At 74.5% G+C, this 13,259-nt stretch carries 13 protein-coding genes; 6 read left to right on the top strand and 7 right to left on the bottom strand.

From position 1 onward, the window contains the following. Positions 1-172: 172 nt before the first annotated feature. Positions 173-1,804 (bottom strand): succinic semialdehyde dehydrogenase, encoded by a 1,632-nt coding sequence (locus NXY84_RS05550; protein WP_258726125.1) that lies wholly within the window; start codon positions 1,802-1,804, stop codon positions 173-175. Between the two features lie 85 nt (positions 1,805-1,889). Then, positions 1,890-3,014, bottom strand: coding sequence for a GuaB3 family IMP dehydrogenase-related protein (locus tag NXY84_RS05545; RefSeq protein WP_258726124.1), 1,125 nt, complete (start codon positions 3,012-3,014; stop codon positions 1,890-1,892). 172 nt (positions 3,015-3,186) lie between these two features. On the opposite strand from NXY84_RS05545, the gene NXY84_RS05540 reads away from it, so the two are divergent. Further along, entirely contained in the window at positions 3,187-3,912 is a 726-nt protein-coding gene (locus NXY84_RS05540) for an exonuclease domain-containing protein (protein WP_258726123.1), read from the top strand. Between the two features lie 60 nt (positions 3,913-3,972). On the opposite strand, the gene guaB is transcribed toward NXY84_RS05540, so the two are convergent. The 3 genes from guaB to NXY84_RS05525 form a co-directional block, all read right to left on the bottom strand. Beyond that, positions 3,973-5,502, bottom strand: a complete 1,530-nt coding sequence (guaB, locus tag NXY84_RS05535) for an IMP dehydrogenase (RefSeq protein WP_258726122.1) — start codon at positions 5,500-5,502, stop codon at positions 3,973-3,975. 116 nt (positions 5,503-5,618) lie between these two features. Then, positions 5,619-6,281 (bottom strand): response regulator transcription factor, encoded by a 663-nt coding sequence (locus tag NXY84_RS05530; protein ID WP_258726121.1) that lies wholly within the window; start codon positions 6,279-6,281, stop codon positions 5,619-5,621. A gap of 129 nt (positions 6,282-6,410) precedes the next feature. Next, positions 6,411-7,391 (bottom strand): MerR family transcriptional regulator, encoded by a 981-nt coding sequence (locus NXY84_RS05525; RefSeq protein WP_258726120.1) that lies wholly within the window; start codon positions 7,389-7,391, stop codon positions 6,411-6,413. Positions 7,392-7,639: 248 nt separating this feature from the next. Here NXY84_RS05525 and NXY84_RS05520 point away from each other — a divergent pair, with 248 nt between their 5' ends. Then, on the top strand, positions 7,640-7,936 hold the full coding sequence (locus NXY84_RS05520; protein WP_034629095.1) for a WhiB family transcriptional regulator: 297 nt from the start codon (positions 7,640-7,642) through the stop codon (positions 7,934-7,936). A 197-nt stretch (positions 7,937-8,133) separates the two neighbouring features. On the opposite strand, the gene groES is transcribed toward NXY84_RS05520, so the two are convergent. After that, positions 8,134-8,430: a co-chaperone GroES gene (gene groES / locus NXY84_RS05515; protein WP_183295483.1), complete on the bottom strand. Its 297-nt coding sequence runs from the start codon at positions 8,428-8,430 to the stop codon at positions 8,134-8,136. Between the two features lie 244 nt (positions 8,431-8,674). On the opposite strand from groES, the gene NXY84_RS05510 reads away from it, so the two are divergent. The 4 genes from NXY84_RS05510 (at position 8,675) to NXY84_RS05495 (ending at position 12,063) form a co-directional block, all read left to right on the top strand. Then, positions 8,675-9,928 (top strand): class I SAM-dependent methyltransferase, encoded by a 1,254-nt coding sequence (locus NXY84_RS05510; RefSeq protein ID WP_258726119.1) that lies wholly within the window; start codon positions 8,675-8,677, stop codon positions 9,926-9,928. Next, positions 9,925-11,070 (top strand): glutamate--cysteine ligase, encoded by a 1,146-nt coding sequence (locus NXY84_RS05505; RefSeq protein WP_258726118.1) that lies wholly within the window; start codon positions 9,925-9,927, stop codon positions 11,068-11,070. The genes NXY84_RS05510 and NXY84_RS05505 overlap by 4 nt, the downstream gene beginning before the upstream one ends. A gap of 82 nt (positions 11,071-11,152) precedes the next feature. Beyond that, positions 11,153-11,521: a PadR family transcriptional regulator gene (locus tag NXY84_RS05500; RefSeq protein ID WP_258726117.1), complete on the top strand. Its 369-nt coding sequence runs from the start codon at positions 11,153-11,155 to the stop codon at positions 11,519-11,521. After that, entirely contained in the window at positions 11,518-12,063 is a 546-nt protein-coding gene (locus NXY84_RS05495; protein ID WP_258726116.1) for a hypothetical protein, read from the top strand. Before NXY84_RS05500 ends, NXY84_RS05495 begins: the two co-directional genes overlap by 4 nt. A 54-nt stretch (positions 12,064-12,117) precedes the next feature. Here the strand turns inward: NXY84_RS05495 and tsaD are convergent, their stop codons facing one another. Beyond that, positions 12,118-13,176, bottom strand: a complete 1,059-nt coding sequence (tsaD, locus tag NXY84_RS05490; protein ID WP_258726115.1) for a tRNA (adenosine(37)-N6)-threonylcarbamoyltransferase complex transferase subunit TsaD — start codon at positions 13,174-13,176, stop codon at positions 12,118-12,120. Positions 13,177-13,259: the final 83 nt, after the last annotated feature.

The following is a 13,259-nucleotide window of genomic DNA, read 5'->3' as shown; positions in this document are numbered from 1 at the left end:
ACTGCGCGTTCGTGCAGAACCCATTCGTCCTCCAGGAGCTTCGTGATCGGTATCGTCACTCGTCTGCCCGGGACACTACGCGACCCGGGCATATCGGACGCCGGGTTCGGGCCCACACCGTCGGGTACCTCGGAGCCTGCGGCTGGTCGTCAGGGTGAGGCCCCGGCGCCGGTCACGGTCGCCGCAAGGCCTTCATGACCCGCAGCGCCCCGGTCATCATCGACGTCCACTGCTCGGCGTCGAGCTCGTACACCCGCCGCAGCCCGATCCCGGGCAGACCGGCCCGCCCGTGGACGCCGCGCTGCACCGCGACGGTCTGCGTCGCGGTCGTCGCCCACAGCCCCTCGGGCCCGTGCCGGTGCCCCAGGCCCGACTGCCCCCGGCCGCCCTGCGGCGCACCGAGCGACGACCACGCGGCGGCGTACCCCTCGTTCACGTTGACCGTGCCCGCGCGCACCCGGGCAGCGAGCGCGGCCCCGCGTCGGGCGCTTCGGGTCCACACGCTCGCGTTGAGCCCGAGGTCGCTGTCGTTCATCGCGGCGACGGCCTCGTCGTCCGAGGCGACCCGGTACACCGACACGACCGGCCCGAACGTCTCCTCGCGGTGCACCCGGGCGTCCTCCGTGACGCCGTCGAGGATGGTCGGCTCGTAGAAGTACGGCCCGAGGTCGGTGCGGTGCACCCCGCCCGCGAGCACGCGCGCGCCGTGGGTCAGGGCGTCCTCGACGTGCTCGACGACGGTCGCGAGCTGCGCGGCCGACGTGAGCGAGCCGACGTCGGCCACGTAGTCGAGACCGGCGCCGAGCGACAGCGCGCGGGTGCGCCGGACGAACGCCGCGAGGAACTCCTCGGCCACGGCCTCGTGCACGTACAGCCGCTCGATCGACACGCAGAGCTGGCCCGTGCTCGCGAAGCAGGCCCGCACCGCACCCTCCGCGGCCGTCTCGACGTCGACGTCGTCCGCGACGTACATCGGGTTCTTGCCGCCGAGCTCGAGCGTCGCGGGGATCAGCCGCTCCGCGGCCCGCCGCGCGACGACCCGGCCGGTCGCGGTCGAGCCCGTGAAGCTCACCTGGTCGACGTGCTCGACGACCGCCGCCCCGACCGTGGGCCCGTCGCCGACCACGACCTGGAGCACCCCGGGCGGGAGGCCCGCGGCCTCGAGCTGCTCGGCGGCCCACAGCGCGGTCAGCGCCGTCTGCGGGTCCGGGCGCAGCACCACGGCGTTGCCCGCGACGAGCGCCGGGAGGACATCGCTGAGCGCGAGGGTGAGCGGGAAGTTCCACGGTGCGACGACGCCGACGACGCCGAGCGGGTGGCGCACCACGCGCGTGCCGGTGAGCCCCGGCAGGATGCCGCCGCTGCGCCGCGCCGCCAGGTACGCCCGGGCCTTGACGGCGTAGTGCCGCGCGACCAGCGCGACGTCGACGACCTCCTCGTAGGCGCTGGCCCGTGACTTGCCGTTCTCGAGCTGGATCAGGTCGAGGACGTCGCTCTGGTGCGCCAGGACGAGGTCGTGCAGCCGCAGCAGCACGTCCGCGCGGCGGCGCAGCGGCAGGGCGGCCCACGTGTGCTGCGCGCGGCGCGCCGACCGGACGGCGCGGGCGACGTCGTCGGGCGTCGAGAGCGGGACGGCCGCGATCGGCCCGCCCGTGAACGGTGCGTACGTCGTGCGCGTCTCGTGCCCGGGCGACGTCACGACGCGCGCGAGGAGCGTGCGGACGTCGTCGGGCTCGAGCACGTACGTCGCGAGCGGGTCGGTCTCCGGGTCGATCAGCTGGACGTGCTCGTCGTCGTGCGCCATCCGGCCAGGGTAGTCGGGCATCCCGGGCACCGGAGCGACCTGGCGCGCTCCCCCGAGCCCGGCCGGCCGCGCGCCGGGAGGTGCGTCAGTGCGGCTGGTATGGCGAGACGACGACCTCGACGCGCTGCAGCTCCTTGAGGTCCGAGTAGCCGGTGGTCGCCATCGAGCGCCGCAGCGCCCCGATGAGGTTGAGCGTGCCGTCGGCGGTGTGGCCGGGGCCGAAGAGCACCTGCTCGAGCGTGCCCGACGAGCCGACGCGGACCCGCTCGCCGCGCGGGAGCTGCGGGTGGTGCGCCTCGGGTCCCCAGTGCCAGCCCTGGCCCGGCGCCTCGGTCGCGCGGGCGAGCGCCGCACCGAGCATGACCGCGTCCGCGCCGCACGCGATGGCCTTGACGATGTCGCCCGAGCGCCCGACGCCGCCGTCGGTCAGGACGTGCACGTAGCGCCCGCCCGACTCGTCGAGGTAGTCGCGCCGCGCCGCCGCGACGTCCGCGACCGCGGTCGCCATCGGGGCGTGGATGCCGAGCGACGTGCGCGTGGTGTGCGCCGCGCCGCCGCCGAAGCCCACGAGGACGCCGGCCGCGCCGGTCCGCATGAGGTGCAGCGCCGCGGTGTACGTGGACGCGCCGCCGACGATGACCGGCACGTCGAGCTCGTAGATGAAGCGCTTGAGGTTGAGCGGCTCCGCGCGGCCCGAGACGTGCTCGGCCGAGACCGTGGTCCCGCGGATGACGAACAGGTCGACCCCGGCGTCGACGACGACCTTCGAGAACTCGCGCGTGCGCTGCGGCGAGAGGGCGCCCGCGACGGTCACGCCCGCGGCGCGGATCTCCTTGAGGCGCAGCGCGATGAGGTCGGCGTCGATCGGCGCCGCGTAGATCTCCTGCATGCGGGCCGTCGCGTCGGCGCTGTCGAGCTCGGCGATCTCGGCGAGCAGCGGCTCCGGCGACTCGTAGCGCGTCCAGATGCCCTCGAGATCGAGCACCCCGAGCCCGCCGGCCCGGCCGAGCGCGACCGCCGTCGCGGGGCTCATGACCGAGTCCATCGGCGCGGCGACCACCGGGAGCTCGAACTGGTAGGCGTCGATCTGCCAGCTGACCGAGACCTCCTCGGGGTCGCGCGTGCGCCGTGAGGGCACCACCGCGATGTCGTCGAAGGAGTACGCGCGGCGTCCCCGCTTGCCGCGCCCGATCTCGATCTCGTTGCTCACCGGTCCAGGTTACCGGCGTGCCGTCCCGCTCCGTGTCGGTGCCCGCTGGCACTGTGGGCGCGAGCTGCGCTGCAGGTGGGCGCGGGTCCCGGTCCCGGTGGGCCGGGCTGCGGCGCGCAGCCGTCGGACGGCGGCACCGGCAGGACGAGCAGGGCGAGCGAGGAGCACGACGATGAGCTGGACTCTGGGTCCCCTGGTGGGCTTCGACACCGAGACGACCGGCGTCGACGTCGAGCAGGACCGCATCGTCACGGCCGCCCTCGTGCGCCGCGACGCGCGCGGCACCCACGTGCGCACCTGGCTGGTCGACCCGGGCGTCGAGATCCCCGCCGAGGCGGCCGCGATCCACGGCATCTCGACCGAGCACGCGCGCACGCACGGCGCCGTCCCGGCGGGCGCGCTCGAGGAGATCGCGACCGAGCTCGCCACCGCGCTGCGCGAGGGCACGCCCGTCGTGGCCTACAACGCCTCGTTCGACCTCTGCCTGCTCGACGCCGAGCTCCGCCGCCACGGCCTGCGCCCGATGTCCGCGCGCCTCGGCCGGGCCGTCGGGCCGGTGATCGACCCGCTCGTGCTCGACCGCCACGAGGACCGCTACCGGCCCGGGCGGCGCAAGCTCGTCGACCTGTGCGGCCACTACGAGGTGGTCGACCCGGGCGCGCTGCACACCGCCGACGTCGACGTCGTCGCGACGCTCGACGTGCTCGACCGGCTCGTCGGCCGGTTCCCGCACCTGCGCACGCTCGACCTCGAGACCCTGCACGAGTACCAGGTGACCGCGCACCGGGCGTGGGCCGAGAGCTTCAACGCGTGGCGCGCGGGCCGCGGGCTCGAGGGGCCGGGCGCGGAGACGACGTGGCCGACGCGTGCGCCCGCCGAGGCCGTCACCGTCGGCTGAACGTCCCCGCGCACGACGACGCCGGGCCACCCGCGTGGGGCGACCCGGCGTCGGCGGGTGTCAGCGCGAGGAGTAGTTCGGCGCCTCGGAGATCATCTGCACGTCGTGCGGGTGGGACTCCTTGAGCCCCGCCGACGTGATGCGCACGAACTTGCCGCGCGCCTGCAGCTCGGGGACGGTCCGCGCGCCGACATAGAACATCGACTGGTGCAGGCCGCCGACGAGCTGGTGCGAGACCGCCGCGAGCGGGCCGCGGTACGGGACCTGGCCCTCGATGCCCTCGGTGATGATCTCGTCGTCGGACAGGTCGCCCTGGAAGTAGCGGTCCTTGGAGTACGACCGGCGGTCGCCGCGCGACTGCATCGCCCCCAGCGAGGCCATGCCGCGGTAGCGCTTGAACTGCTTGCCGTTGACGAAGACCAGGTCGCCCGGGGACTCGTCGCACCCGGCGAGCAGCCCGCCGAGCATCACCGAGTCCGCGCCGGCGACGAGCGCCTTGGCGATGTCGCCCGAGTACTGCAGGCCACCGTCGCCGATCACGGGGACGCCGGCGGGCTTCGCGGCGAGCGACGCCGCGTAGATCGCGCTCACCTGCGGCACGCCGACACCGGCGACCACGCGCGTCGTGCAGATCGAGCCCGGCCCGACGCCGACCTTGACGGCGTCGACCCCCGCGTCGACGAGCGCCTGGGCGCCCTCGCGCGTCGCGATGTTGCCGCCGATGACCTGGACGCCGCGCGTCGCGGGGTCGGACTTGATCTTGCGGACCATGTCGAGCATCAGGCGCGCGTGCCCGTTGGCGGTGTCGACCACGAGCACGTCGACCCCGGCCTCGACGAGCGTCGTCACGCGGTCCCACGCGTCGCCGAAGAACCCGACCGCGGCGCCGACGACCAGCCGGCTCTCGCCGTCCTTCGTGGCGAGCGGGTACTGCTCGGACTTCACGAAGTCCTTGACGGTGATGAGCCCGCGCAGGACGCCCGCGGCGTCGACCAGCGGGAGCTTCTCGATCTTGTGCTTCGCGAGCAGGGCCGCGGCGTCGTCGCGCTCGATGCCCACGGGCGCCGTGACGAGCGGCATCTGGGTCATGACCTCGCGGACCGTCCGGGTCTCGTACTCCGAGGACGGGACGAAGCGCAGGTCGCGGTTCGTGATGATGCCGAGCAGGCGCTGCCCGTCGTCGACGACCGGGAGCCCGGAGACGCGGTACTTGCCGCACAGCGCGTCGAGCTCGGCGAGCGACGCGTCCGGCCCGACCGTGACCGGGTCGGTGACCATCCCGGACTCGGAGCGCTTGACGAGCTCGACCTGGTGGGCCTGGTCCTGGATCGAGAGGTTGCGGTGCAGGATCCCGATGCCGCCCTGGCGCGCCATCGCGATCGCCATGCGCGACTCGGTGACGGTGTCCATCGCCGCGGAGAGCAGCGGGATCGCGATCGAGATCTCGCGCGTGAGGCGGGTCGTGGTGTCGACCTCGCTCGGGATGACGTCCGTCTCCCCGGGGAGGAGGAGCACGTCGTCGTAGGTGAGGCCGATGTAGCCGAACGGGTCGGCCGGCGCAGCGGATCCGGGGGTGCCAGCGTCGCTCATCCAGCGATGATACGCCGCGGGATCCGGCCCTCCGAGGTGCCGCCCGTCACACGGACAGCGCCCGGACGACGCCCCCGGAACGGGTCACGGCCGCGCCGCGTGCGGGCCCGGCCAGGTCAGCGGATGAGCCCCCGGCGCAGCCCGATCGCGACGGCCTGCGCGCGGTCGGCGGCACCGAGCTTGCGGAACAGGCGACGCGCGTGCGTCTTCACGGTGTCCTCGGAGAGGAACAGCTCGGCGCCGATCTGGGAGTTCGACCGGCCGTTGCTCATGCCGATGAGCACCTCGATCTCGCGCTTGGTGAGCGAGACCGTCTCGGGTGCGTGCGCCTGCGCGGGGACCTCGGTGAGCGCCTCGATGACGCCCGTCGAGGGCTCGGTGCGGGCACCGACCGGGACGGCGGCGGGCATGACCGGGGTCGCGAGGACGTGCGCGGCGACCGCGGAGAGCTCCGCGCGCCCGACGTCGGGGGCGAGGTAGCCGCGTGCGCCGATCGCGATGGCGCGGTCGAGGGCGACCTCGTCACCGGGCGTCGCGAGCAGCACGACCGTGGTGGCGCCCGAGACCGAGCGCAGCCGGCGGATCGCCTCGATCGGCCCGACGCCACCGAGGTGCGCGTCGAGCAGCACGATGGTCGGCGGCATGCGCCGCGCGAGGGTCACCAGCTCGTCGACCGAGGCCGCGGCCCGGACAGGTGCGAGCGAGGGGACCCCGAGGGCCGTCAGGACGAGGCGCTCGCGCACCGTCGTCGAGCCGTGACAGACCACGACTCCAGCCATCAGATCCCTCCTCCTGGCCGCGGAGCGTCCGTCGGCCGTCGACTGTGTATCGACCCAGCGCTCCGCAAGGTTAGTCCACCGAACGGGTGAAAGGGCGGGCCCGGGGGCCCAAAGCTGGACAGATGTCCGTCAAGCGCTCACGGCCAGGACCTCGTGCAACAGCCCCGGCAGCGAGCGCGAGCGGTGCACCGTCCGGTCGAGCGGCACGTGCTCCGCGGCGGCGTCGTCGGGCACGTGCACGAACTGCGGGACCTGGGGGTGCGCCGCCGCGAGCGCCGTCACGACGGCGAGGTCGGGGGCGGCCCCGGTGCTGACGAGCACGACCGCCGCGGGCCGCGTCATCGTGGCGATCTCGACGAGGCGGTTCTGCTCGACGCGCCCGGCCACGATGCGCGCGTCGACCGACTGCTCCGCGAACGCGGCGGCGAGCATGTGCAGGACGAGGGGTCGCTCCTCCCCCGGCGGGGCCAGGAGCAGGACGACACGACGCCCCGCCACGTGCGCGTTCTGCAGGGGGGCGGTGCGCGCGCGCAGCCCGGCGAGCACGGCCGCGACGACGAGGCCGTCCGCGTCCTCCCCCGCCCGGGCGAGGACGGTGCGCGACGCGATGGCCTGCCGCGCCGGCTCGACCAGCTCGGTCCACCACGCCATGACGCCGCCGGGCTCGGGCGGCGCGAGCAGCCGGCGCACCCCGGCCTCGTCGCCGCGCAGCGCCGCGTCGACCACCAGGGTGGGCGTCGCGGGCGCGGCGGCGTCGCGGCGTTCGGCCGGGGCTGCGGGGCGGGGCGCGGCCGGGGTCGTGAGCCCGTCGACGTCGGCGTGCACGTGCGACTCGCGCGCGACGCGGGCGGCCTCGGACGGCGCGACACCGTCGAGCGTGAGCCCGCGCATGACGAGCAGGCGCGCGACGTCCTCGGCGGTGTAGCGCCGGTGCGAGCCGGCGGAGTGCGCCGAGGGACCCAGGTCGTAGCGCCGGTCCCACGTCCGCAGCGTCGCCGGAGCCACCCCGAGCCGCCGTGCGACGGCGGCGACGGTCAGCGCCGGAGCCTCCCCGGCGGCGGGCGGCGAGGGGTCTGCGGACGCCGAGCCGGACCCGTCCGCGGTTGCCATGAAGCGATTGTGCCCAGGTCCTGACACGGTCGCCAACGCGTTCCAGCAGCGAGTCGGGCACGTGACCAAGTTGGTCACGTGCGCCTCGAAGGTGAAGCGTTCTCGAACAGGGGGCTTGAACAACTTCTGACTCGGTTGTAGTGTCTCGCTTCAGACGCAGCAGGTCAGGGCTTCGGCCCCGGTCTCTCGTCGACACAACTTCCGCCCGCGGGACCCCCGCCGGCGCACAGCTCGTCAAGGAGGACCCCATGGCTGAGATCTCGCGTTTGCCCGGACCGGTGATGGACCTGTGGGAGTGGCAGTTCGAGGGCGCCTGCCGCGACGCCGACGAGAACCTGTTCTTCCACCCGGAGGGAGAGCGCGGCTCGGCCCGCCGTCGTCGCGCCGAGGCCGCCAAGGCCATCTGCGCCACGTGCCCGGTGCTCAAGGAGTGCCGCGAGCAGTCGCTCGCCGTCCGCGAGCCGTACGGCGTCTGGGGCGGGCTGTCCGAGGACGAGCGCGCCGCGATCCTCGCCCGGCCGTCGACCCGCCAGGCCGCCGTCTGACGCACGCCGCACCCGCACGACCGCCCGCCTGACCGCGGGCCCACGTCGCCGAGGCCCCTCCTGGTTCGTCCGGAGGGGCTTCGTGCATGTCCGGGCACCTGCGCGCCCGGGCACCTGCACGAGCGCACGCACGACGGAGCCCCTCCCGGCCAGGCCGGGAGGGGCTCTGTCACGCGGTCAGCAGCGCTGACCCGACGTCACTTGACGACGACCGCGAGGATGTCGCGCGCCGAGAGGATGAGGTACTCCTCGCCGGAGTACTTGACCTCGGTGCCGCCGTACTTGCTGTAGATGACCTTGTCGCCCACGGCCACGTCCAGCGGGACGCGGTTGCCGTTGTCGTCGACACGACCGGGACCGACCGCCAGGACCTCGCCCTCCTGGGGCTTCTCCTTGGCGCTGTCCGGGATGACGAGACCGGACGCCGTGGTCTGCTCGGCCTCGAGGGCCTTGACGACGATGCGGTCCTCGAGCGGCTTGATGGAGACCGACACAGCGGACCTCCCCTTCGCATGTGAGTTCTTCAGTGATGTCCATGACGCACCGTGTGGCTCGCCCGTCGTCGCGGGTGCCGGGGAGCCGGCCGGTGCTGCTGGCACACTCAACCCGAGAGTGCCAGCGCGCCTCACTCTAGGAAGCGGTTAGCACTCGGTCAAGGCGAGTGCCAGACCGGCGCGGCGCGGCGTGCGTCGCCCGCGCCGGGCGGCCCGGCCGGAGCGGGCGTGGAAGGATCGCCGCATGGACGCCACCGGCCTCGCCAAGCTCCTGAGCCCGACGGGCTGGGCGCTGCTGAGCGCCCTCCCCCCCTACGACGAGCACCGGGCGATGGCGCTGTCGGAGCGCCTGCGCAAGGAGGGCATCGACGCCGAGCTCGTGGCCGCCGCGCTGACCCAGTCCCGCCTCCGGGCGAAGGCCCACGCCAAGTTCGGCGACTTCGCGGACGGCATGCTCTTCACCCCCGCGGGCCTCGAGCAGGCGACCCGGCTCGTCGTCGCCGCGCACCACGCCCGCCGGTACACCGCCGCCGGCATCACCAAGGTCGCCGACCTCACGTCGGGCGTCGGGGCCGACTCCATGGCGTTCGCGAGCATGGGGCTCACCGTCCTCGCGACGGACGTCGACGAGGTCACCGCGTCGGTCGCGACCGTCAACCTGCGCCACTTCCCCGAGGCCGAGGTCCGGCACGGCGACGGACTCGTGACCGACTTCGCCGCGGAGGGCGTCGACGGCCTGTACGCCGACCCCGCGCGGCGCACGACGTCGGGCAGCCGGGTGTTCGACCCGAACGCCTACGCGCCGTCGCTCGACGCGCTGCTCGCGCTGCGCGCAACCGTGCCGTCGCTCGGGCTCAAGCTCGGGCCCGGGCTGCCGCACAGCGCGCTGCCCGACGACGCCGAGGCGCAGTGGGTCTCGGTCGACGGCGACGTCGTCGAGGTCGGGCTGTGGTTCGGCCCGCTCGCGCCCGAGGGGCCGGGACGCAGCGCGCTCGTGCTCGGTGCCGGCGGCACGCACGTGCTCCGCAGCGGACCCGACGGCCCGCCGGTCCCCGACGTCGGTCCCGTCGGCGGCTACCTCTACGAGCCCGACGGCGCCGTGATCCGCGCCGGGCTCGTCGGCGAGGTCGCCGCCCGCGTGCACGGCCGGCTCGTGGACCGCACGATCGCCTACGTGACGTCCGACGCGCTCCACGACAGCCCCGCCGCCACGGCGTACCGGGTGCACGACACGCTGCCCTTCGGCCTCAAGCGGCTGCGCACGTACCTGCGCGAGCGGGGCGTCGGGCGCCTCACGATCAAGAAGCGCGGCACCGCGGTCGTGCCCGAGCAGCTCCGGCGCCAGCTCGACCTGCGGGGGCCGCACGAGTCGACGATCGTGCTGACGCGCGTCGCCGGGACGCAGCAGGTGCTCGTGGTCGAGCCCGTGCACGCGACCGGCGGGGGCGGCGACGCGGCCGGCGGGGACGCGACCGGCTCGGGAGAGGACCGCGCATGAGCCGCCTGGAGCTGCCGTTCGCCCGGTCCGAGCGCTCGAGCGTCGGGCTCGAGTGGGAGCTCGCGCTCGTCGACGCCGACTCCGGCGACCTGCGCCAGGTCGCCCAGACGGTGCTCGACGCGGTGCGTCCCGCGGACGGCCGCGAGCACCCGGCGATCCGCCAGGAGCTGCTGCTCAACACGGTCGAGGTCGTCTCGGGCGTGTGCCGGACCGTCGGGGAGGCGGGCGCCGACCTCGCGCGCGCGATCGAGGAGGTCCGCGCGGTCACGGACCCGCTCCGGGTCGAGCTCATGTGCGCGGGCACGCACCCGTTCGCGCGGTGGGCGCAGCAGAAGGTCACCGACAAGCAGCGCTACGCGACGCTGATCGACCGCACGCAGTGGTGGGGCCGGCAGATGCTCATCTACGGCGTGCACGTCCACGTCGGCATCGAGGACCGCTCCAAGGTGCTGCCGATCTCGCGCGCGCTGCTCACGTGCTTCGCGCACCTGCAGTCGCTCTCGGCGTCGAGCCCGTTCTGGGGCGGCCGGGACACCGGGTACGCGTCGAACCGTGCGCTGATGTTCCAGCAGCTGCCGACCGCGGGGCTGCCGTTCCAGTTCGAGCGCTGGGAGCAGCTCGAGGACTACGTCGCCGACATGCTGCACACCGGCGTGATCGACCAGTTCGACGAGGTGCGCTGGGACGTGCGGCCGTCGCCGCGGTTCGGCACGATCGAGACCCGCGTGTGCGACGGCGCGTCGAACCTGCTCGAGGTCACGGCGCTCGCGGCGCTCACGCACTGCCTCGTCGAGCACTTCTCCTCGATGCTCGACCGCGGCGAGGAGCTGCCGACGATGCAGCCGTGGTTCGTCCAGGAGAACAAGTGGCGCTCGGCGCGCTACGGCATGGACGCGATCGTGATCGTCAACGCGGCGGGCGACGAGGAGCTCGTGACCGACGCGGTCGAGCGCCTGCTCGTCGAGCTCGCGCCGGTCGCGGAGCGGCTGGGCTGCACGGCCGAGCTCGACGCGGTCCGGGTCATCCTGCGGCGCGGCGCCTCGTACCAGCGGCAGCGCGCGGTCGCCCGGCGGCACGGCGGCGAGCTGGACGCGGTCGTCGCGGCGCTCGTCGCCGAGATGCGGGCGGGCCGCCCGCTCTGACGCCCGGCCACGGCGGGCCACGTCGGGTCACTGGCACGACTCACTACTTGGTTATGCCCACTAGCAGGTATAGCCTGGGTCCGTGCCGACCGCTCCGCGCGACCCGCAGCTCCTCAAGGGGGTGCTGCCGATCCTCGTCCTGACGCTCCTCACCGAGCACGAGTCGTACGGGTACGAGCTCGTGACCCGCCTCCAGACCGACGGCCTCACCGACATCACCACCGGGACCGTCTACCCCGTGCTGACCCGCCTCGAACGCGACGGCCTCATCGCCTCGCGGCTCGTCGCCTCGTCGGCCGGCCCCGCCCGCAAGTACTACGTCCCCACGCCCACCGGCGCCACGCAGCGCGACGACGCCGTGGCGGCGTGGCGCGAGCTCGTCGCCACCGTCGACGCCGTGCTGACCCGGGCCCTGCCCGGCGCGCCGGTGCGCAGCAAGGAGTCCTCATGACCACCGCCACCACCGCCCCCGACCGGCCTGGTCTGCGCGACCGCCTCCGCCGCGACTGGTTCCGCCTGCGCTTCGAGCTCGCGATGCAGGACTACCCGCCGAAGGACTACCGCCGGATCGCCCGGTCGCTCGTCGCCGAGATCGACGCCGCCGCGGCGGACACCGGCATGGAGCAGGCGCTGCGCGACCTCGGCTCGCCCCGCCGCCTCGCGGCCGGCTACCACGCCGAGCTCGGCCGCGAACGACCGCGGTACTGGGACGGCGGGCTCGTCCTGGGCCTCGTGCTCCTCGGCGCCTGGCTCTGCCTGCTCGCCTACTGGGGCGGGGCGGCGGACACCCTGCTCGCCCAGGGCGGCGGGACGGTGACGCTCGAGTACCTCGGCGCGCCGACGACCGTCACCGCGACCGGCGACGAGCTCTCGCTCGGCACGAGCCTCACGCTGCAGGGCGTTCTCGTCGTCGGTGGGCTCGCGGCCGTCGGGTTCGCGCTCGGCTCGCGGCTCTGGCGGCTCCTGCCGCGCCGCACGGCGTCGGCGGCCTGACGCGTCGAAGCGCCCCCGGTCGGTGGTCCTCGGTGGTCCTCCGTGCGCTCCGGCTCAGACGAGGACCTGAGTGAGCGGCATCGAGGAGTCCACCGCGAGGTCCAGCGACGAGGGCGGCAGACCGCGCCGCACGACCGCCGCGCCGAGCGCCGCGATCATCGCGCCGTTGTCGGTGCAGTACCGGATCGGCGGGATGCGCAGGTCGATACCGGCCTCGGCGCAGCGCTTCGCGGCCATCTCGCGCAGCTGCGAGTTCGCCGAGAACCCGCCGCCGACCACGAGGGTCGAGACGTCGTGGCGGCGGCACGCGGCGATCGTCTTCGCGGTCAGCACGTCCGCGACGGCCTCCGCGAACGACGCCGCGACGTCCTCGAGCGGGAGCGGCTCACCGGCGTCCTGCCGGGCCTCGACCCAGCGGGCCACCGCGGTCTTGAGCCCCGAGAACGAGAAGTCGTACGCGTGCGCCGCCTGGTCCTTGGGCGCCGTCAGCCCGCGCGGGAAGCGGATCGCCGTGGGGTCCCCCGCGCGCGCGAGCCGGTCGATGTGCGGGCCGCCCGGGTACGGGAGCCCGAGCAGGCGGCCGACCTTGTCGAACGCCTCGCCCGCCGCGTCGTCGAGCGTCGACCCCAGCTCGGTGACGCCCGTGACGACGTCGTCGACGAGCAGCAGGCTCGAGTGCCCGCCCGAGACGACGAGCGCCATCACCCGGTCCGGGAAGAGGCCGTCGACGAGCTCGTCGACGGCCGCGTGCCCGATCACGTGGTTCACGCCGTAGAGCGGGACGCCGAGCCCGAGCGCGAGCGCCTTCGCCGCGGACGCCCCGAGGGTGAGGGGCCCGACGAGCCCGGGGCCGGCGGTCACCGCGACCGCGTCGACGTCGGACAGCGCGACCCCGGCCTCGCTCAGCGCGCGCTCGATCGTCGGCACCATCGCCTCGAGGTGGGCGCGCGAGGCGATCTCCGGGATGATCCCGCCGAACCGCGCGTGCTCGTCCATCGAGCTCGCGACCGCGTCGACGAGGAGCTCGCTGCGGTCGGCGTGCGCGCGCACGAGCGCGACCCCGGTCTCGTCGCACGACGTCTCGATCCCCAGCACGAGCGGTCCACCAGACATGCCGCCCAGGATAGGCGGCGCGGAGGGTCGCTCCTGCGCGGGCGGCCGTGCGTCAGGCACGTCGGCCCGGCCGCGCGTCGCGC

The organism is Cellulomonas sp. NS3, assembly GCF_024757985.1.
Lineage (GTDB): Bacteria > Actinomycetota > Actinomycetes > Actinomycetales > Cellulomonadaceae > Cellulomonas_A.
The sequence above is the reverse complement of the archived record's forward strand: the minus strand, read 5'-3'. Positions and strand labels throughout refer to the sequence as shown.